Origin of the sequence: Pseudoxanthomonas sp. PXM04 (assembly GCF_014851695.1) — a bacterium.
GTDB lineage: Bacteria > Pseudomonadota > Gammaproteobacteria > Xanthomonadales > Xanthomonadaceae > Pseudoxanthomonas_A > Pseudoxanthomonas_A beigongshangi.
Window position 1 is genome coordinate 46,494 of record NZ_JACVAG010000004.1, and the last position, 19,461, is coordinate 65,954.

A 19,461-nucleotide genomic window follows, 5' to 3' on the forward strand; every position below is an offset into this window, starting at 1 on the left:
TCTTTTTGTGCCTGTCCGAGCCGGCGGATCAGCGCGGCAATGGCGCGCGGCCAAGGATGGAGAAGCCGGCCGCACCGCCGGGCGCACCGGTACCGGGCTGGCCGCCGCCGACGAAGACCTGGTAGTCACCGGCCTCGACCGCTCGCTGGCCGGCGCGGTCGACCTCGCTGAGCCTGCGCGCGTCCAGCTCGAACGTCACCTCGCGCGATTCGCCCGGCGCCAGCGCCACGCGCGCGAATCCGACCAGGCTGCGGATCGGCGACTGCGGCCCTTGCGGAGGCTGCAGATAGACCTGCACCACTTCCTCGCCATGGCGTCCGCCGCTGTTTCGCACCCGCGCGCTTACCCGCAGCGTCTCGCCGGCCGTCAAGGTCCGCGTCGACAGGCGGGGGGCGTCATAGGCGAAGGTGGTGTAGCTCAGGCCGTGGCCGAACGGATACAGCGGCTGGCCACCGAAGTAGCGGTAGGTGCGTCCCTTCATGTCGTAGCTGACGTAGGGAGGGAGATCCCGGGTCGACTGGTAGAACGTCACCGGCAGGCGTCCGCCCGGGCTGAAGTCGCCGGCCAGCGCCTGCGCGATCGCGGTACCGCCGGATTGGCCGGGATACCACGCGGCAAGGATGGCGTCGGCATGTTGCTGCGCCCAGTTCAGCGCCACCGCGCTGCCGCTCATCAGCACCACGATCAACGGCTTGCCCGCCGCCTTGGCGCGCTCGAGCAACACTTGCTGCGCCGGCGGCAGGCCAATGGCGTTGCGATCGCCGCCATCGAAGCCCAGCACGTCGACCTTCAGTTCCTCGCCTTCCACGTCCGGCGACAGGCCGACGAAAGCGACCACCGCGTCGGCCCTTTCCGCCACGCGCGCGGCCTCGGCCAGTTGCGCGTCGGCCGGAGCCAGCCATTCCAGCCGCAGGCCCTGATCCTGGCCGTGATGCTCGATCTCCAGGCGAATGCGGCGGGGCCGTGTATCGGTGAAATGCAGGCGCGTTTCGACATTGCGGCCATCGGCGTTGTGCACGCCGGCGGCGACGCGCTTGTCTTGCGCGTTGCCTGCAATCACCAGTTCGTCGTCGATGTACAACCGCACCGGATCGTGCCCGCTGCAATCGAAGCAGCGCGCCACGCGCACCGCGAGGGTGTATTCGCCGGGTCCGGGCGGCAGCAGTTCACCGGTCCAGCGTACCGAATAGCGATTCCGATCGACTCCGGCGGCGGGCGCCACCTGATCCCAGTTGAAGCTGACCACGCGATCCCGGCGCACCACGCGTGGGGCGCCGGCCAGATCCGGATTGTCGAAGTACTCGCCCTTGAGTCCGGCCTGGCCATCGCTGCGCAGGGCGGTCTCGGGAATCATCACCGGCACCCCCGCCGCCAGCGGCGCACCCTGCGCATAGCTCACCCGGGCCTGGCCGAAGCGTTCCCGCAGGCCACGCAGCGGCGTCACCGGGTCGGTGGACGTGCCCTGATAGTTGGCTTCCAGCGCGGCCAGCGCATCGGCATTCGGACCGATGATCGCCAGCCGGGCATCCGGTTTCAGCGGCAGGGTCGCGTGATCGTTCTTCAACAGGACCAGCGATTGCCGCGCGGCTTCGAGGGCCAGTTCGCGGCTGGCGGGGGCATCGATGTCAACCGCGCCGAGTTGAGCGTAGGGGTCATGCCGCGGGCGTTCCAGTTCGCCCAGGCGATAGCGCGCGGCGAACAGGCGCACCAGCGACCGGTCCAGCGACGCCTCGTCGGTCTCGCCGCGATCCAGCGCCTGGCCCAGGGCGCGATAGGTGTTGCCGCAATTGAGGTCATGCCCGGCGTTCAGGGCGGCGGCGCTGGCGCCGGCTTCGTCGGAACGGAAGTAGTGGAAGTGCAGCATGTCGTAGAGCGAATCGCAGTCGGACACCACGAACCCGCGGAATCCCCAGTCCTTGCGCAGGCGGCCATCGAGCAGCCAGTCCGCGGCGCAGGCTGGCGTGCCGTGCAGCGAGTTGTAGGCGCACATCACCGCGCCGGCGCCGCCGTCGACCAGTGCGGCGCGGAATGCCGGCAGGTAGGTGGCTTCCAGATCGCGCGGAGAGACATCGACGTCGAAGCCGTGGCGCCCCGGTTCCGGGCCGCTGTGCACGGCCAGATGCTTGGGCGTGGCGATGGTGCGCGGATGCCGGGGATCGTCGCCCTGCAGGCCGCGGATGAAGCCGACCGCCAACTGCCCGGTGAGGTAGGGGTCCTCGCCGTAGGTTTCCATGCCGCGTCCCCAGCGGGGGTCGCGGAAAATGTTGATGTTCGGCGACCAGATGGTCAGCCCTTCATAACGCCGATGGTCGCTGCCCGGCCCGCCGGCCAGGTTGAACTTGGCGCGGGCCTCGGTCGAGGTCACCGTGCCGACCAGTTCCAGCAGATCGACATTCCAGGTCGCCGCCAGCCCGATGGCCTGCGGAAACACGGTCGCGTGGCCACTGCGGGCGATGCCGTGCAGTCCTTCATTCCACCACTCGTAGGCCGGTACGCCCAGGCGTGGAATCGCCGGAGCGGCATTCATCGTCTGCGCGATTTTCTCCTCGCGCGTCATCTTCGCCACCAGCGCCGCCGCCCGCTGCTCGGCCTCGTCCGCGTGTGCCGGGGCTGCCAGCGACATTGTCGCCAGCGTCCATCCCGCGGCAATCAGGAACGGCAGGGCCTGGCGGCGAAGGAACACGGGCATGGGCAAGGGTTCTCCGGAGCGTGGCTCAATGTACAACGGGTATGGGACGGTGCCTGTCTGGAACGAGGCGCTGAAAAAAGCGCGTGGCCGTAGGGGCGGCCACGCGCACGGAACGGCACGCCATCGAGGGAGGACCGATGGCGTGCCTTGGCCGCCTCAGAACTTGAAGGTGAAGGCCACCTGGTAGTTGCGCCCGCTCTTGTAGAGGCCCAGCGGGGTGCGCTTCTGGGTGTCGTACCAGTAGTAGGTGTCATCCAGCAGGTTGGAGGCACTGAAGGTAACGCCGAGCATCTCGTTGAACTGATAGCCGGCAATCAGATCCAGCTGCTTGTACGCGTCGGCGAACACGCTCGCGTTCTGGCGTCCCACCTGGTTGTAGTACTCCGAGCGGTAGCTGTAGTTGACGCGCACGCTGAACGGGCCTTTCTCGAAGTACGGCGTCACCGTATAGGCGTTCTTCGAGACGTACGGCAGGAACAGGTTCGTGCTGGTGTCGGTGTCCGTATAGGTGTAGTTGGCGTTGATGCCGAACCCGTTGTCGAACGCCTGCTGGTAGATCAGCGACACGCCGGTGGCGGAGGCGTCGGCGACGTTGATCGGGCGGCTGATGGAATAGACGCCGGACACGCCGGAGATCGGGTTGGTCAGCTGCTGCTCGATGGTATTGGTCACGACGTAGTTGCTGATGTCGCGGCGGAACACCTCGGCCGCCAGCATGCTGCTGGGGGCGAAGTACCACTCGAAGGCCAGGTCGTAGTTGGTGGCCTCGTAGGGTTCGAGATCGACGTTGCCGCCGCCGCCGGTGAAGTCCTGGTCGTTGAGATCCAGCGTGCCGGCCAACTGGCCATAGCGGGGGCGGGCCATCACTTTGGCGGCGGAGAAGCGGGCCACCATGTCGTCGGTCAGCTCGTAGGCCAGATTGAAGCTCGGCAGCGGCTTGTAGAAGCTGCGGTTCGCGAGGGCCCGGTCATAGCCGCCAGAGCCGTTGCTGACCCAGTACAGCGACTTGTCGGAGGTATCCACGTAGCGCACGCCCAGATTGCCGCGCCACTTGCCGGACTCGAAGTTCGCCTGCGCGTACAGGGCGGTGGTGATCTCCTTGACGTTGAACGAGGGACCGTAGTTGTAGGTGTACGGGCCGCGCGGCGCCAGCGAGTTGAAGTAGGCGATGGCCTTGCCCAGATCGGCCACCGGCCAGGAGGCCAGGTCGCCGCCGGCGCCCAGGCCGTCATACAGCCCGCTCGGCGACATGCCGCCCAGGATCTCGGTCAGGTTGAGCGCCGACACCACGTCCACCGCGTTGCCGCGCGAGGACACGCCGTTGTCGTGGTTGGTGTACTTGTAGCCGACCTGGATCTGGTTGATCGGACCCCAGGCCACGTCATGGGTCGCGTCGAACTGGAAGTAGCGCTCCTTGTCGCGGCTGGTTTCGTAGTACTGGCCGCCGTACTGCTGGCCCGGCGCCAGGCCCCAGTTGGACGCGGCGTCGTTGTCGTAGTTCACCACGGTGTGCCGCGCGTCGTACTCGAAATCGAAGCCGCCGCTGAGCAGCAGGGTCTTCATCAGGTATTCCGGATCCTTGCCGCCCTTGGCGCTGGTCACGCCGGCCTGGGTGGTGAATACCCAGCTCTCGCCGGACCAGTCGTGGCGCAGGTTGATGCTGCGCGTTTCGACCTCGCTCTTGCGCAGGTTGAAATCGTGCTGCGCGTACGCGTCGCCGCCGACTTCGGCCGCGACCACGTAGCCATTGTCGATGGTCGCGCTGGTGATCTGGCCCAGGCTGCAGGCCGGGCAGATGTAGCGCGCCTGGCTGAAGTTGTCGTACTTGCCCTTGACGTAGATACCGGTCAGGTTGATTTCGTTGTTTTCGTTGGGCTTCCACTGCAACGCCGCCTGCAGGCCGTCACGCTCGCGATCCTGCTGGAAGTAGGAACTGCTGATGCCGACCGGCAGCTTGGCGGCGGCGGGGTCGCCTTCGCCACTGATGACGGCGGTGTCGGGCAGGCCGGTCGTGTAGCCCCAGTATTCGAGGCCGGCGCGGGAAATGCTCTGCTTGTCGTGGGTGGCCGAGATCAGGAAGCCAAGGTCCTCGGCGGCATTCTTCCAGCTCCACAGCAGCGAGGCGCGCGGATTGCCGTCTTCCGAACGGTCGTTGTAGTTGTAGCCGACCGTGCCGCGCAGCGTGTTCCTGGGCAGGTCCAGCGGCCTGCGGGTATGCACGATCACGGTGCCACCGATGCTGCCCTCGTCGATGCGCGCTTCCGGTGTCTTGTAGACCTCCATCAGGCCGATGATTTCCGGAGAGAGCAGGGTGTAGTTGAAGGTGCGCCCGCTGGTGTCGGTGGGATTGCCGCCCCAGTCGCCCGAGGCGATGGTCTGGCCGTTGACCAGCACCCGGTTGAGGGCCGGATCGGTGCCGTTGATGCTGACTTTCTCGCCTTCGCCGAACTGGCGATCAACGGTGATGCCGGGCAGGTGCGACAGCGATTCGGCGGCATTGGTGTCCGGGAACTTGCCGATGTCCTCGGCGCTGATCGCATCGACGATCGAATTGGCCGAGCGCTTGACCGCCTGGCTCTTTTCCAGCGAAACGCGATAGCCGGTGACGGTGACGGTGTCCAGATCCGAGGCTTCCTGTGCCTGGGCGTTGAAGGCAATGCAGGCAATGACGGCTGCCGACAGTGCGGACTTGCGGTATTTCATGACCTTTCCTCATCAAATGGGTGGTTGCTGCGATGGTTGCCTGCTGCCGATTTGCGGTGGTTCCGTGCCCATCCCCGGCGTGGGACGCGCCCCTCCGTTTTCTTCAAGGTCCTGTTCGTTTTCGTGCGCCGCCGGTCGGACGGTGGATGCGAGTGGCGTTGCTTTGCCCGATGCCCGGACCTGCATCCGTGGCTCGCCCCGGGCGACTTGCCCGGGTTTCGTTCTCGTCAGGTAGCGCTACCAAATGGCGGCCAAATAAAAAGGTGGGTGACTCGAATTCGATTTCGCGAACCGGGCGGTCGCGCGCCGCGCCGAGGGTCGAGCCGAACGATGCCGCAGCCTGGAGAAAAGAAGGGGAGGGACCGTGGTCGCGTCGGGGTGGCCGAGGCGAGCGCGGGGTGTTCGAAGCCTGCGCGGGTGGCGAACCGGCTTCGGCATGACAGAGGTCCACTGTGAGAAGTGGCACATCGCTGATCGGTACGTCCGTTCGAGATGCAACAGCCATTGCAAGGTGCCCCCACCCGTGATGCGCCGGCACGGGCGCCAACGCGAGCCGAGTTTGAATCGATATAAATTCAGATGTCAACGACCTGTCATCGGATGCTGCTAGGAAGGGGCGATAGCACTCATTTAGCCCTGTTCATTTAAGAAAATTGGAACTTTGATCGCGAATTTGAATGCAATCAGGCCATTTGGATCGTTTCATATGAGTTCTTTTTCGGGCCGTCGGCGCCAGGGGACAGCCATCCGAAGGTGAAAAATCCGGCCGGGAAGGAGGCTTCAACAGACCGCTGAAAGACGGTGCGGACGAGGACGGGAATCCGCCCATTTCACCCATTCCCCCTGCCTCCCATGTCATGGGGGACACCCTTCGGCTGTCGCGAGAACGGGCGCTCCGGCACCGCCCCTCCCGCGATCAACAGGCGTTCGACCATCAACCTGCCTTGGTCTGCCGGCACGCATTCGCGTGGTCGCGCCAGCGGGCGCCGGTGATGATGAGGCAGCCAACCCACGGATTCCACGGCATGCATCGGGGCGACTATCCGCAGGGATCACCGCGCGGGCGACGCCACGATTTCCTTCGACCGACAACGCCATTGACGATAGGGGACCACGATGAAACGACGGAGCTTTCTGCAGGCATGCGCGGCGATTGCGGGTACCGCCGCCCTCGGCGCGTACCGGATGGCGCCGGGCAGGGAAGGGACGACGCTGGACGCGGCGGCGTTCACCGCGCTGCGCCGTTTCGCCGACACGCGGTTCGGACGCATCGCCCACGTGGAAGTCGGAAGCGGCCCGGCGGCCCTGTTTCTCCACGGCCTTCCGTTGAACGGCCTCCATTGGCGCGGTTCGCTCGAACGCCTCGCGCCGCATCGACGATGCATCGCGCCGGACTTCATGGGACTGGGCTATACGGAGGTCTCCGGGAAACAGGATCTTTCCCCGCAGGCGCAGGCGGACATGCTGGTGGCCTTCCTTGACCATCTCGACGTTTCGTCCGTCGACCTCGTCGCCAACGACAGCGGCGGAACGATCGCGCAACTCTTCGCCGTGCAACATCCGGAACGGGTCCGGACGATGCTGCTGACCAACTGCGACGTCCACGAGAACTGCCCGCCGGAACAGATGCGCAATTCGATCAACGCGGCCAAGGCCGGCAACTATGACCCGAAGATGCAGCGCCACCTGGACGATCGCGTCTACGCTCGTTCGGACAAGGGCATCATCGGGTCGGCCTACATGACGCCCGCGAACGTCACCGACGAAACGATCGAGTACTACTTCAAGCCGCTCGTGTCGTCGCCGCTGCGCAAGTCGCAACTCAACCGCTATCTCGCCGATCTCGACCCCAATCCCTTGCTGGCGATCGAACCGGACCTCCGGCGCCTGGACACGCCGACGCGCATGGTCTGGGGCACGGCGGACCCGCTGTTCCCGGTCCGCTGGGCGAACTGGCTCGACCAGGCCCTGCCTGGCAGCCGCGGCGTCCGGCGGGTCGAGGGCGGCAGGCTGTTCTGGCCGGAAGAGATGCCGGAGGTGGTCGCCGGGGAGGCGCGGGCGCTCTGGGGTGTTTCGTAACGCGATCACCGTGTCGAAATCGGATCAGCCCGTTCGTCGAAGAATGGAATCCACGACGGAAGGAAAGACATGTCGCCGACCACGAGCCTCGCTTGCGCCTGCGGACAGTTCAAGCTGACCCTCCGGGGAGAGCCCATCACCAGCGTCGCATGCCATTGCGACAGTTGCCGTGCCGCCGGCGTGCGACTGCAACGGTTGGCCTGCGCGCGGCCCCTGCTTGACCCGCTGGGCGGGACGCGGTTCGTTCTCTACCGGAAAGACCGCATCCGCTTTGTCGCCGGCATGGATCGCCTGAAGGCCTTTCGGCTGTCGTCCGACGCCAGCACCCGGCGCGTTCTCGCGTCCTGCTGCAACACGCCCGTGTTCCTCGAATTCAAGGGCGGGCATTGGTTGAGCCTTTATGGGGCCCTGTGGCCCGACGCCACGCTGCCGCCACTGGAGATGCGCACGATGACCGGCGATCTGGCGGACGCGTCGTTCCTGCCCGCCGACGTTCCCAACTTCAAGCGCCAGTCGTTCTCGTTCTTCGCCCGGTTGTTGAACGCATGGATCGCCATGGGGTTCCGCAGTCCCCGCATCGAGGTCGGCGGCGAGATCCATGCCTGAGAGCAGGCGGGAGACGCGGGAAGGAGCATCGATGCGGAAAACTGAACCGACGCCTGCCGCAAAGGCAGGGCCGTCTGGATTGCGGTGGCGCCGCCGGCGCAGGATGGCGTTCCGGACCACTCGCCGCGTGTAGGGATTCGCGCATTGCCCACATCCGTGGAAGGGTGAATTCCCTTCGGGCCGTCTAGTGAGGCGGATGGGCAGGTCATAGAGTCCGGATACACAACACGGGTAACGCGCCGGATGGGTGCAGCCCGAACAGCCAGAGACCCCCATGAAAATTCGTGAACTTCTGAAGTCCAAGCCCGGCGATGTGGTCACCATCGATATCGGGGATACCATCGGCGCCGCCGCCAGGAAGATGACCGCCCACAAGATCGCGGCACTGGTCGTGACCCGCCTGGCGCAGCCGGTTGGCGTCGTGTCCGAACAGGACGTCGTGGCCGCGCTGGCGGAACACGGCGCGCAGGCCGGCGAGCGGCCGCTGAGCCGGCTGGTGGATGCCGCCATCGAAAGCATCACGCCCGACAGCACGCTGAAACAGGCGATGTCGATGATGACCCATGCGCGCCGGCGTCATCTGCCGGTGATCAGCGACGATGAGCTGGTGGGCATCGTCAGCCTGGGCGACATCGTCAAGAACCGGCTGGACGAACTCTCGCTCGAACGGGACGTGTTGCGCGACATCTACATCGCTGCGCATTGACTGGCGCGGCACGAGACTAAAAAACCGCCCTTTCGGGCGGTTTCTTGGAGCAACCCGTGACGATGCCGGAGCATCGGCACCGACGGTCTCAGTAGTCGAAACGGACGCGCAGGCCGACGGTGCGCGGATCATTCCAGTAGGCACGGATGAAGCCGCCGGCATCGTCGGCCCAGTTCTTGGTCATCTTGTCGGTGGCGTTGAGCACGTACAGCTCGGCGCGCCAGAAGGAGGGTGACTGCAGGCTCAGGCTGGCATCGACCGTGGCGTAGGCTTCCTGCGCATCGGAGACGTGCGCGTTGTCCAGGTTGCGTAGGGTGAAGTACATCTTGTCCTGCCACTTGACGTTGATCCAGGGCACCAGCTCATAGCCGTTGCCGAACCGGAAGGTGTGCGCCACGTTGACGCCGGCGGTGAACTTCGGGGTCAGCGGCAGGTGGTTGCCGGTGATGTCGTAGATCTGCCGGCCCGCCAGCTCGGGATTGGGACCGTTGTAGGGGGGCGGGCAGGGCACCGCGCCGAACTCCTCGCGCACGCCGCAGTTCCACTCGTCGCTGAAGGTGGGATAGTCCTTCATCTTGCTGTTGATGTACGAGAAGAAACCGCCAATGCGGGTGTTGGCCGTGGGCAGGTAGTCGAACTCCACCTCCACGCCCGGGATGTTCACGGTGCCGACGTTGACGGTCTGCCATTTCTTGACCACGTCGCAGGTCGGATCCCATTCCGGACAGGGCTCGTTGACAATCACCTTGGCGGCGAAGAAGTCGCCGGTCACCTGCATGTCCTTGTAGCGGCTGTAGAAGGCGGTGACCGACAGGCTCAGGCGCTTGTCCAGCAGCAGGCCCTTGTAGCCGACTTCCAGGTTGGTGACGGTTTCCGGCCGGTAGGGGAAGAAGGTGTAGTGCGGGCCGGCGGGGCCGTCCACGCAGACCTTGCCGTCACAGGCGTCGTCCTTGTCGCCGAAACCGCCCGCCTTGTAGCCGGTGGACAGCGAGGTGAACAGGATTTCGTTGTCCGACAGATCCTTGGTCAGGCCCAGGCGGTAGGTGAACTTGCGCCACGAATCGGAATGGGCGTTCTCCGCCGGCGGTCCCCACAGCCGGTAGGCGCCGATGCCGGCGAACGGTCCCATCCCTTCGGTCAGGTCACGGCCGTTGTGCGGGCGGAAACCGGGTTCGCCCGGCGTGCCCGGGTCGTACAGCCCGTTGTAGTAGGCCGTCGATTCGCTGTCCCAGCCGCCATACACCTGGCCACCGCGATCGGTCTTGGAATCGCGGCTGAAACGCGCGCCGAAGGTCGCCGTCCAGGTGGGCGCGAAGCGCCAGTCGGCCTGCGAGAAGATCGCCTTGGCGTCGATCTGGCGGTTGGGCTGGTGATAGAACTGGCTGATCGGATAACCGAACGGGGCGTTGACCAGCATTTCCTGGGCGTAGTCGATCGAATTCTTCTCGTGCATCCAGAACAGGCCGGACACCAGCTTCAGACGCTCGCCCTGGTGCTTGAACTGCAGTTCGTGGACGAACGACTTGTACTCCGAATCCAGGGTGATGGAGGTGTTGTCGCGCACCGGCCAGACGCCCCAGTCGCCTTCGGCCGGCACCGGCAGGGTCGCGGTGACCTGCGAGGGAATCTCGTGGTAGCCGCCATCGTCATCGGAGATCTGGAAGCGCTTCTGCCTGGCGAACGCCACGCTGTACTCGATGCTGTTGGTGTCGCTGAGATACCAGTTGAGGTTCGAGCGCACCGTGTCGATGGACATGTCCGTCCGGCCGGGCACGTTGATCTTCACGTCCCACTTGCCGCCGGTGCAGGCGAAGCGGGTGCCAGCGGCCTGCTTGCAGTCCTTCAGCCCCACCTGGCCGGCGCCGGAGTTCTGGAACTTTTCATAGGCCAGCAGCCACTCGACATCGTCGGTGATGGCGAAACGGGCGGCGATGCGGGCCGCCCATTCGTCGCGGTTGTAGTAGTACTTGCTGCGCGGAACCCGGACGTTGCGACGCTGGTCCACGTCCGGGATGCCGTCGGCGATGAAACCCCGTTCCGGAATGTTGACGTCGGTGAAGTCCTGCTGCTGGTCGATCCAGCCATCGCGCTCGATCTTGGTGGCGGCCACGCGCAGGGCGAAGCGATCGTTTACCGCGAGGTTCTGGATCAGGTTGATCTGGCGAAGGTTGTAGCTGCCCAGTTCTATCTCGGTGCTGCCGAAGCTGGAATCGAAACGCGGCTTGGCCGGAATGATGTTGATGCTGCCGCCAGTCGAATTGCGGCCGAACAGGGTGCCCTGCGGCCCGCGCAGCACTTCGACCTGGTCCACGTCGAACATCAGCGCCAGCGCGCCCTGCGGGCGCGGGGAATACAGGCCTGCCACATGCAGGCCCACGGCCGGGTCGCCGATCTCGGTGAAGTTGTTGGCGCCGATCCCGCGGATGGTGACCTGCACGCCGGAATCCGGACCGGCGGCGATCTGCAGGTTGGGCATCTTGCCCGACAGGCCGCGCACGTCGCGGATGCCTTCGCGGGTCAGCGTTTCCTGGGTGACCGCAGTGACGGTCACCGGAGTCTTCAGCAGATCCGATTCCAGGCGCGTGGCCGACACCCGCACGGTCTGCAGGGTGGTCGTGGGTTCGCCCTGGCTGGCCTGCTTGTCCTTGCCATCCGTGCTGGACTGGGCCAGGACCGGGGCGGTGGCACAGCCGAGCAATACCGCCGCCACCGCGGCGGCGATGCCGGTCGGTCGAACAGCGCTGGGATGCTTTTTCATCGTTGGCTCCTGGTTGTACGGCGACTCGGGGCGATCGGGCCCGCGCAGTGGCTGGTGTGGTTGCCCATCAGGGCGAGGCGGGGGTGTTTTTCGCGGAATACAGCGTCTGGTTGCGCACCAGCGGCCTGGCCCAGGCACTGACGCTGAGGATGTAGAGCAGGGGGATGAAGACCAGCGACAGGCCCACGCGCAGGCCCCAGTGATCGGCGACGACGCCGATCAGCAGCGGCACGATGGCGCCACCGAGGATGCCGCTGCACAGGATTCCCGAGAACGCGCCGTGGTGCTGGCGCACCGAGTTCAGTCCCAGCGAGAAGATCACCGAGAACATCACCGACAAGAAAAAGCCCGCAGCGGGAAACGCCAGTGGAGAGACGGCTGCGGAACCGAAAAGGGCGAGCGCGAGGCAGGCGATGGCCAGGAGTGAGAAAACCGCCAGCACCAGCTTCGAATCCAGCAGTTTCAGCAGCCCCAGTCCGGCCAGGCAGCCCAGCGACATCAGCCCCCAGAAGCGGCTGACGGCGACGGCGCCGTGTTCGGTGGCCGACAGGCCGTGATAACTGTGCAGGAACTGCGACATCCAGTTGGCGATGGATTGCTCGGTGCCGACATAGGCGACGATGGCCAGGAAGAACAGGCGCACGTCGCGACGTCGCAGCAGGCTGCGGTAGGCTTCGCGGCTGCCGGCGCGTTCGTCTTCCTTCAGTTCCACCGCCGGCAACGGCAGCTTGTAGTTGAGCAGGGCGAGCAGCACGAAGGCGGCGCTGAAGTACCAGTAGAACGTCAGCCAGGCCAGCGGCTGACCCTCCACGCCGGGACGCTGCATGTACAGCCTGAAGACCAATGGGCTGAGGAAGGACGCCAGGCCGAATACCAGCTGCGCCATGACCGAGAAGAACGCGAAGTGCTCCTCGCCGCCGGCGGTGCGCATCAGCGGATTGATCACCACCTGCAGCAGGGCCATGCCGAGGCCGATGACGAACAACCCGGCGACCACCGAGACATAGCCGGGAAGCAGGGCGATGGCCAGCGCGCCAAGGAAATTCAGCGTGAAGGCGGCGAACAGGGTGTAGCGGGTGCCACGGGTCTCGATCAGCATGCCGCCCGGAATCGAGACCAGGCCGTAGGCGAGGAAAAAGGAGAACGGCATGAAGCCGGCCATGGTCAGGCTCAGCTTGAAATCCTGGATGGCGATGGGCATCAACGGCCCGATCAGGTTGGTGATGAAGGAGATCGCGAACCAGATCAGGAGGATGTAGCTGATGATCAGCGGCCGGTGCTTCATGGTCGTGGCTCCGGGATCAGGGAGACGGGTGCAGACAATGCGAGAGTTCACCCGCGGCGATGGTCTTGCGCGGGAAGCGCGGCAGGATCGCCGCGGCGGTCCGGCAGCCGGCACCGAGCGCATCGTGCAGACCGGCCTGGTTCAACCGCGCCGCCAGGTAGCCGGTGTTGAAACTGTCGCCGGCCCCCACCGTGTCGAAAATCCCGTGGGCCACTTCGATCGCGTAGTGGGTGCTCTGTCCGTCGACATGCCCGAGCGCGCCGGCCGCACCCAGCTTGATGATCAGATGGGCGCCGGGCTTGAGCAGGCGGGCGACGCGCTGCACCGCGATCGTCAGGTCCTGGGTGCCGGCGATGCTCATCGCCTCCAGTTCGTTGATCAGCAGATGGTCGCAATGGACCAGCCAGCCTTCGACTTCCTCGTGCACCCGGGGCGTCCAGCCTTCCGGTGGCCAGCCCGGATCCAGCGCCACCTGGTAGCCCCTGGCCGATGCCTGCGCCAGCAATTGGCTGTAGTCGTCACGCAGGCCCGGCAGCAGGAAAGGGGCGGTGAACAGGGCGATGCTGCCGGCCGGCGCCGGCGGCAGGTGTTCGAGTACGAAGGCCGGGGTCAGGTGCTGCAGGTGCCCGCAACTGGTGAAGAAAGTGCGTTCGCCATCGGCGTGCATCAATCCGACCGACATGGTGGTGTCGCTGGCGCAGGTTTGCAGTTCGACCGGAATGCCGGCCAATTGCAGCAGCAGCCACTGGGCCAGGTCATCGTTACCGATGGCGCCGATCAGGCGGGGACTCAGGCCAAGGTGGCGCGCCGCCAGGGCGGAGTTGGCCGCCGAGCCACCGGCACGCAGCTCGCTGCGCGGCAGCAACTGTTCGGTGCCAATCTTGGGCCAGCTGTTCAGCGTGCCCAAGACCAGGTCCACGCTGACATCGCCGATGATGCTGAATTGGGGCTGATCGTGCTTCATGGGGCCGACTATAGGCAGCCCGATTCTTCCCTGTCAATAAAAATATCCAGTGGAAGTTTAATTAAATTCGGCGCCCCCCATTGGCTGGGCGGTGGCCCAGCAGTTCCGCGGCCTGCGTGTCGCCCGGATCGTCCTTCTGCACGCCCTGCAGGCGCGGCGAGAGCAGCTCATGGATGGGCAGCACGGCGGCGCCCAGCAGCGAGCAGTCTTCCTCGCGCTGGGAAATCATCACCCGCGGCAGTTGCGGCGCGGGGCGGCCGCGCACCGAACGGTGCAGCGGCTGGGCCAGTTCGACCAGGCGCCGGACCAGCTTTTGCGGCGCGGAGCCGCCGATGACGATGGTCTGCGGGTCGAGCAGGTTCTCGATCATGCAGATGGCGTCGCGCAGGCGCTGGGCGGCCTGCTGGCACCACTGCTGCAAGGGCTGGTCATTGGCGTCGTCCAGCCGATCCAGCAGGTCCGATGTGCGGATCTGGCCGTCGTCCATGCCCAGCGCTTCGGCCAGCGAGTGCAGCGACAGGTAGCGCTCCAGACAACCCTGGTTGCCGCAGTAACAGGGTGTCCCGCCGGGCACGACCGGCACGTGGCCGATCTCGGTGGCATTGCCGTCGGCGCCGCGGTAGTGGTTGCGGCCAACGATCAGCGAGCCGCCCAGGCCCATGCTCAGGTGCAGGTAGAAGAAGTTGTCCAGGTGCCGGGCGACGCCGTACAGGGTCTCGCCGAGCGCGCCGGCCACGCTGTCGACGCTGTGGAACAGCGGCAGGCCGGTGGCTTCCTGCAACTGGTCGAGGATGGACAGATCCTTCCAGCCCTCCAGCGCGGTGGGGCCGACGAAACTCAGTTCGGTATCGCCGAGCGGGCCGGGCAGGGCCACGCCGATGCCCCAGACCCGGGCATTGGCCTGCCGGCGCAGGTTGGCCACCAGTTCCAGCAGCCCGGCCAGCAGCTGCGGGCGGTCGCAGCCCTGCAACTGCACTTCGAAACGGGCGTCGATCCGGCCGACCAGATTGACCAGCGCACCCGAGGCACGGCCCGGTTCCAGGCTGATGCCGATGGACTGGCCGGCGTCGGGATTGATTTCGAAGGCGATCGGCGGCTGCCCGCGGGTTTTGAGGTCCTTCTGCCGGCGCGAGACGATCAGGCCGATGGACTCCAGCTCATTGGTGATGTTGGCCACCGTCTGCGGGCTGAGCGAGACCTTTTCCTGGATGTCCTTGCGCGAGGCCGCGCCATGCTGGCGGATGAAATCCAGCACGAGGCGGCGGTTGTAGGGGGCGCTGGACTGCTGGGTGGCGCCGCGGCCAATGTTCATAGGCGTTGAAACCGGTTGAGCGTAGGGGAGGGGAGGTGCATACCCTTATATTTATACATCCATGTGAAATATTTATTGACGGCGGCCGAATCCGTGGCTAAGTTGCGACGCTAGTCTATCCGGAACCGTGCCAATGACCCGATTGCCGCCTTCCTGCAAGACCGGTGTTCTCCTGGTGGCCGCGCTGGCGACGGCGCTGTCCACCCAGGCCTACGCAGCGCCCGCCTCGGAGCAGAAGCCGGCGACCACGGTGTCGGTGAGCCTTCCCAGCGAACCGCTGCTGGTGCAGATCAACCAGGTGGCGCTGGAGCGGCGAGGGCCGAAGCAGGCCATCGTCGAATACACGGGCGAGGCCACGAAGGGCAGCTACACGGTGCTGGTCGATGGCAAGCCGGTGCGGAACGGCGACCTGCGCCCGCTGCAACCCTTCACAGAATGGGGCTCGGGCAAGCGCTATTTCAGCGTCGATTTTTCGGATGCCGAGCAAAGCGGCCGGTACCAGGTGGACGTGCGCATCGGCGGGCAGCATGCGCTGTCGGCGCCGGTGGCGGTACGCGACAACGCCGTCTTCGCCACCACGGGCGCGCAATTGCTGGGCTACTTCCAGCGCAGCCGGCATACCGACGACGCGGATCGGGATCTGCCCATCTTCCAGACCTCGCGCCGGGTGAACGTGTGGGGCGGCTGGCAGGATGCCGGCGGCGACAAGGGCAAGTACCTGTCCCATCTCGGCTATGCCAATCACTTCAATCCGCAGCAGGCGTCGATGGCGGTCTGGGTGCTGGCCTATGGCGCGGATACACGCAAGGCACTGTTCGCCGCCCACGGCCTGCAGAAGCAGGTCGAGGACGAGGCGTTCTGGGGCGCCGATTACCTGCACCGCATACTGGACGCGGAGGGCTACTTCTACACCACGGTGTTCGACCAGTGGGGCACACCCGGCGCAAAGCGCATGGTCACCGGCTACGAGGGCGCCGCGGGAACCTATACCACCCTGTATCGCTCGGCGTTCCGCGCCGGCGGCGGCATGGCGATCGCGGCGCTCGCGCGCGCCTCGATGCTGGCCAAACAGGCCGGACGTCACGGCGAATTCGACGGCGCGACCTATCTGGCCGACGCGGAGCGCGCCTATGCGCATCTGCGCGAGTTCAACCCGCAGTACTGCGCCGACGGCAAGGAAAACATCATCGACGACTACACCGCGCTGATGGCGCTGGTGGAACTGCACAACGCCACCAGCCAGCCGCGCTATCTCGACGATGCGCGCGAGCGCGCCGCCCGCCTGATGGCGCGCCAGCAGGCCGATGGTGGTTTCATCAGCGATGGCGGCAGCCGTCCTTACTACCATGCGGCCGAAGCCGGCCTGCCGGTGATCAGTCTGTCCGCCTATGCCGATATCGAACCGGAACAGGCGCGCCGCCAGCGCGCACTGGACGCCATCGCTTCAGCGCTGAAACACGAACTGGCCATTACCCAGGCGGTGTCCAATCCGTACGGCTATGCCCGCCAGCGCTTCCAGCTCACGCAGGACGGCAAGGCCGCGGGCGAGGTGCTGGAAGGATTCTTCATTCCGCACCGCAATGAAACCGGCTACTGGTGGCAGGGCGAAAGCGCCCGCCTGGCATCGCTCAGCGCGGCCATGGTCATCGGCGGACGCAAGCTGGCCGCCGATGGCAAGGCCGGATACGGCCTGTCTGGCGAGCAGGCCGGCTATGCGCAGGCGCAGCTCGACTGGACGCTGGGCCGCAATCCGTACGGCATGTCCATGCTGTATGGCTTTGGCCAGAAGAACCCGCCCACGGTCCTTGAGAGCGCCGGCGAAATGTTCGTGGGCGGCATCTCCAACGGCATCACCGGGGCGGTGGGCAGCGACACCGGCGCCGGCATCACCTTCGCACCGGGTCCGGACTCGGAACAATGGCGCTGGGTGGAGCAATGGATTCCGCATACCACCTGGATGCTGTTCGCGGTGATGGCGATGAGCGAGGATTCCCGTCCGGCAATCCCGGCGTCTGCCATGGACAGCCCGGCATCCGATACCAGGAGTACCGCGCATTGATTGGCGCGGCAGGGAGTTCGTCCAGGCAGGCTTGATCGCTTTCCGCGTCCGGGTGCAGTCCGCATGCCGAGCCTGGCGCTTGTCTATCGCGTCATCGCGGTAGACGGCCGCTACCGGACAGGCACATAGGCGTGAAGCCCACCACGTATGGTCGGGACATAAACAGTGCCATCCGAATCCACGGTTGTTCCGACGGTGAACATCGGTCTTCCAGGCAAATGTTCCCGGTCATGAACCTTGCCGGTCTGGACGTCGACGACCACCAGATCCAGGGTGCCATCTCCATTGGCCACCGTTGCATAGGCGAGGTGACCTGCGGTCTGGGTCGCGATGCCCCGGTTTTGCAGGTCGTCCCTGCGCCATAGAAGACGCGGCTGGTTTCCTTGGTCGCGAATGGCCATGAGGGGAGCATCGCCACCACCGGCGGGCAGGATGATGCCGTCGGGCGAGACCGAGGGACTGCCGCCCGCGGAGTAGCCGATGTCGATGCTCCACACGCGCTCGCCGGTACGCGCATCGAGTGCCAGCAAGCGCTGGTTGTTGTCGGTCAGGTAGACCCGGCTGCCATCCGCCGACAGACTCGGACTGGCCGCACTCCCGCCCGGGAGCGTGTCATGGGTCCAGTCGGCGGTGATGCCCTTGGCGTCCGCGCCGGCCAGGATCTTCATCGAACGGATACCGGCCGCGGGTGACTCCGGAGCCCAGAACGTGAAGATGAACCTGCCAGCGTGCCGATCCAGCGCGGGCGTGTTGGCGCTCGGACATGCCCGGGTGCCACGCATGCAGGCAAGCGCATCCCTGGAGGGGTCGAAGACGGGATCCGGGATCAGTTCAATGGGATCGATGACGGTTTTCCCGGTCCTGCGGTCCAGGCGGTAAATGACACCCACATGGGTGATGAAAACCAGATCGCCATCGGCAGCGAACTGCGCCGACAACGGGAATCCGAGGAGGGGTGTTTCCCAGCGCTTGCCGCCGTCGTGCCGGAACGAATGCATCGACGCGCCATCGGCAAGGTACAGATTGCGATCCGCGTCCAGCAGCGGCGAGGAAGCCACCGCGAGGCGGTCCAGCGCATCGGAGCACCAGAGCGTCCGGCCGGTCGCCCGATCCAGCGCGTGCAGCCGGCAGCCCGGTCCGCTGGTGGTGACATACAGTTGCCCGTGACCATCACTGGTCGGTCCCAGGTTGATCATGCCCTCGAAGGAACGGGACCACGCGTGGACGATGCGCGCGGATCCCGGCACCGGGCTGTAGTCGCTGTTCGATGCATCGGCATGGGTGGCCGACCAGCCAGGCGCATACACCGGATTCCGTTCCGGAACGACAATGGGTGCGGCCAGGACAAATCCCAGCGCAAGGGCCGACAGCTCCATCACGTCAAACTCCTCGAAAGAAATGGCTCGGACGTGTGCTGCGCGGTTTGTACGGGCCGTTCATCTGTCGACGCGTTCAATGAAGGCATCCACCTGCTCCGTAAAGGCGCCCGGCAGGCCGAGTTCCCGATTGATCGCCATGTGGGACAGATCCTGTTCCATCACCTCCACGCGGACGCCCAGCGATGTCGCCTTGCGCGAGAACCGCCAGGAAGGCGGACATGCGCCTCGGCGACGCGAAGAGCACACCAGCAGCATCGGCGGCGCTCCAGGGTCCAGGAGATGATGCGGCGATACCGCCTGCCAGTACGACAGAGAGTCACCGAATGCCGCGTCGTACAGGGCGGGATGCGGAACGGTCCGCATGATTCCGACGACATCCACCGCGCCGCTGTCCAGTGAAATGACACCCCGTGGCGGGCGTGCCCCGTGCTTCGCCAGTCGTGCGGGATCCGCCGCCAGCAACAGTGCCAGGTGCGCACCCGCCGAATGGCCCATCAGGATGAAACGAGCCGGATCTCCACCCCAGGCCGGTGCCAGTTCCTGTGCCTTCGCGATGGCGCGGGCGACATCCTCGGCCTGGCCCCGTGGATCCGCCTCGGGGAGCAGGCGATAGTCGGTCGAGACGATCACGTAGCCCTTGGGAATCCAGTAAGCGGCCTTGTTCGCAATCAGGCCGCGATGGTCCTTCCAGCCATTGCGCCACGCACCGCCATGGACGATGAAGAGCACCGGCGCGTTCCTGGTTTCCGCGGGAAGGTAGACATCGAACCTTTGCCTGGCGTCGTTCCCGTAGGCGACGTCGGCAAGCACGCGCGTACCCGCGGGGAGATCGGTTTCGGCCGCGTCGCTCGCGGGTGGCAGGAAGGCGATGAAGGCGAGGAGGGCCGCCAGCAGGCATGGACGCAATGTCGAAAGGCGCAT

At 65.7% G+C, this 19,461-nt stretch carries 12 protein-coding genes; 4 read left to right on the top strand and 8 right to left on the bottom strand.

Annotation, left to right across the window (positions count from 1 at the left end; translation table 11 throughout):
• Window positions 1–28: 28 nt before the first annotated feature.
• Window positions 29–2,623 (bottom strand): glycoside hydrolase family 3 protein, encoded by a 2,595-nt coding sequence (locus IB228_RS10980; RefSeq protein ID WP_225562423.1) that lies wholly within the window; start codon window positions 2,621–2,623, stop codon window positions 29–31.
• Window positions 2,624–2,845: 222 nt separating this feature from the next.
• Window positions 2,846–5,392: a TonB-dependent receptor gene (locus IB228_RS10985; protein WP_183636243.1), complete on the bottom strand. Its 2,547-nt coding sequence runs from the start codon at window positions 5,390–5,392 to the stop codon at window positions 2,846–2,848.
• 1,116 nt (window positions 5,393–6,508) lie between these two features.
• On the opposite strand from IB228_RS10985, the gene IB228_RS10990 reads away from it, so the two are divergent.
• The 3 genes from IB228_RS10990 to IB228_RS11000 all read left to right on the top strand — a co-directional run bounded on the left by IB228_RS10990 (window position 6,509) and on the right by IB228_RS11000 (window position 8,783).
• A complete protein-coding gene (locus IB228_RS10990) occupies window positions 6,509–7,471 on the top strand; it encodes an alpha/beta hydrolase (protein WP_192198463.1) in 963 nt (320 codons plus the stop codon).
• 69 nt (window positions 7,472–7,540) lie between these two features.
• Entirely contained in the window at window positions 7,541–8,077 is a 537-nt protein-coding gene (locus tag IB228_RS10995) for a DUF6151 family protein (RefSeq protein ID WP_192198465.1), read from the top strand.
• Between the two features lie 274 nt (window positions 8,078–8,351).
• Window positions 8,352–8,783 (top strand): CBS domain-containing protein, encoded by a 432-nt coding sequence (locus IB228_RS11000; RefSeq protein WP_192198467.1) that lies wholly within the window; start codon window positions 8,352–8,354, stop codon window positions 8,781–8,783.
• Between the two features lie 88 nt (window positions 8,784–8,871).
• Here IB228_RS11000 and IB228_RS11005 read toward each other — a convergent pair whose 3' ends face one another.
• The 4 genes from IB228_RS11005 to IB228_RS11020 form a co-directional block, all read right to left on the bottom strand.
• Window positions 8,872–11,541 (bottom strand): TonB-dependent receptor, encoded by a 2,670-nt coding sequence (locus tag IB228_RS11005; RefSeq protein ID WP_192198469.1) that lies wholly within the window; start codon window positions 11,539–11,541, stop codon window positions 8,872–8,874.
• 67 nt (window positions 11,542–11,608) lie between these two features.
• Complete coding sequence (locus IB228_RS11010; RefSeq protein WP_183636252.1) at window positions 11,609–12,826, bottom strand: MFS transporter; 1,218 nt, start codon at window positions 12,824–12,826, stop codon at window positions 11,609–11,611.
• Between the two features lie 16 nt (window positions 12,827–12,842).
• Complete coding sequence (locus IB228_RS11015) at window positions 12,843–13,790, bottom strand: carbohydrate kinase family protein (RefSeq protein WP_183636254.1); 948 nt, start codon at window positions 13,788–13,790, stop codon at window positions 12,843–12,845.
• A 61-nt stretch (window positions 13,791–13,851) separates the two neighbouring features.
• Window positions 13,852–15,102, bottom strand: a complete 1,251-nt coding sequence (locus IB228_RS11020) for an ROK family transcriptional regulator (protein WP_183636256.1) — start codon at window positions 15,100–15,102, stop codon at window positions 13,852–13,854.
• Between the two features lie 133 nt (window positions 15,103–15,235).
• On the opposite strand from IB228_RS11020, the gene IB228_RS11025 reads away from it, so the two are divergent.
• Window positions 15,236–17,161, top strand: a complete 1,926-nt coding sequence (locus IB228_RS11025) for a glycoside hydrolase family 9 protein (RefSeq protein WP_183636258.1) — start codon at window positions 15,236–15,238, stop codon at window positions 17,159–17,161.
• Window positions 17,162–17,271: 110 nt separating this feature from the next.
• Here the strand turns inward: IB228_RS11025 and IB228_RS11030 are convergent, their stop codons facing one another.
• Both IB228_RS11030 and IB228_RS11035 read right to left on the bottom strand, forming a co-directional pair.
• Entirely contained in the window at window positions 17,272–18,537 is a 1,266-nt protein-coding gene (locus IB228_RS11030) for a PQQ-binding-like beta-propeller repeat protein (RefSeq protein WP_225562424.1), read from the bottom strand.
• A 60-nt stretch (window positions 18,538–18,597) separates the two neighbouring features.
• Window positions 18,598–19,461 carry an alpha/beta hydrolase gene (locus IB228_RS11035; RefSeq protein WP_183636262.1) on the bottom strand — a complete coding sequence of 288 codons (864 nt, stop codon included), beginning with the start codon at window positions 19,459–19,461 and terminating at the stop codon, window positions 18,598–18,600.

Excerpts from the sequence above, each read along its gene's own strand:
- IB228_RS11005 (WP_192198469.1), bottom strand. The coding sequence starts at position 11,541 with ATGAAAAAGCATCCCAGCGCTGTTCGACCGACCGGCATCGCCGCCGCG.
- IB228_RS10995 (WP_192198465.1), top strand. The coding sequence starts at position 7,541 with ATGTCGCCGACCACGAGCCTCGCTTGCGCCTGCGGACAGTTCAAGCTG.
- IB228_RS11030 (WP_225562424.1), bottom strand. The coding sequence starts at position 18,537 with ATGGAGCTGTCGGCCCTTGCGCTGGGATTTGTCCTGGCCGCACCCATT.
- IB228_RS11035 (WP_183636262.1), bottom strand. The coding sequence starts at position 19,461 with ATGCGCCTTTCGACATTGCGTCCATGCCTGCTGGCGGCCCTCCTCGCC.
- IB228_RS11020 (WP_183636256.1), bottom strand. The coding sequence starts at position 15,102 with ATGAACATTGGCCGCGGCGCCACCCAGCAGTCCAGCGCCCCCTACAAC.
- IB228_RS11025 (WP_183636258.1), top strand. The coding sequence starts at position 15,236 with ATGACCCGATTGCCGCCTTCCTGCAAGACCGGTGTTCTCCTGGTGGCC.
- IB228_RS11015 (WP_183636254.1), bottom strand. The coding sequence starts at position 13,790 with ATGAAGCACGATCAGCCCCAATTCAGCATCATCGGCGATGTCAGCGTG.
- IB228_RS10990 (WP_192198463.1), top strand. The coding sequence starts at position 6,509 with ATGAAACGACGGAGCTTTCTGCAGGCATGCGCGGCGATTGCGGGTACC.
- IB228_RS10980 (WP_225562423.1), bottom strand. The coding sequence starts at position 2,623 with ATGTCGCTGGCAGCCCCGGCACACGCGGACGAGGCCGAGCAGCGGGCG.
- IB228_RS11000 (WP_192198467.1), top strand. The coding sequence starts at position 8,352 with ATGAAAATTCGTGAACTTCTGAAGTCCAAGCCCGGCGATGTGGTCACC.
- IB228_RS11010 (WP_183636252.1), bottom strand. The coding sequence starts at position 12,826 with ATGAAGCACCGGCCGCTGATCATCAGCTACATCCTCCTGATCTGGTTC.
- IB228_RS10985 (WP_183636243.1), bottom strand. The coding sequence starts at position 5,392 with ATGAAATACCGCAAGTCCGCACTGTCGGCAGCCGTCATTGCCTGCATT.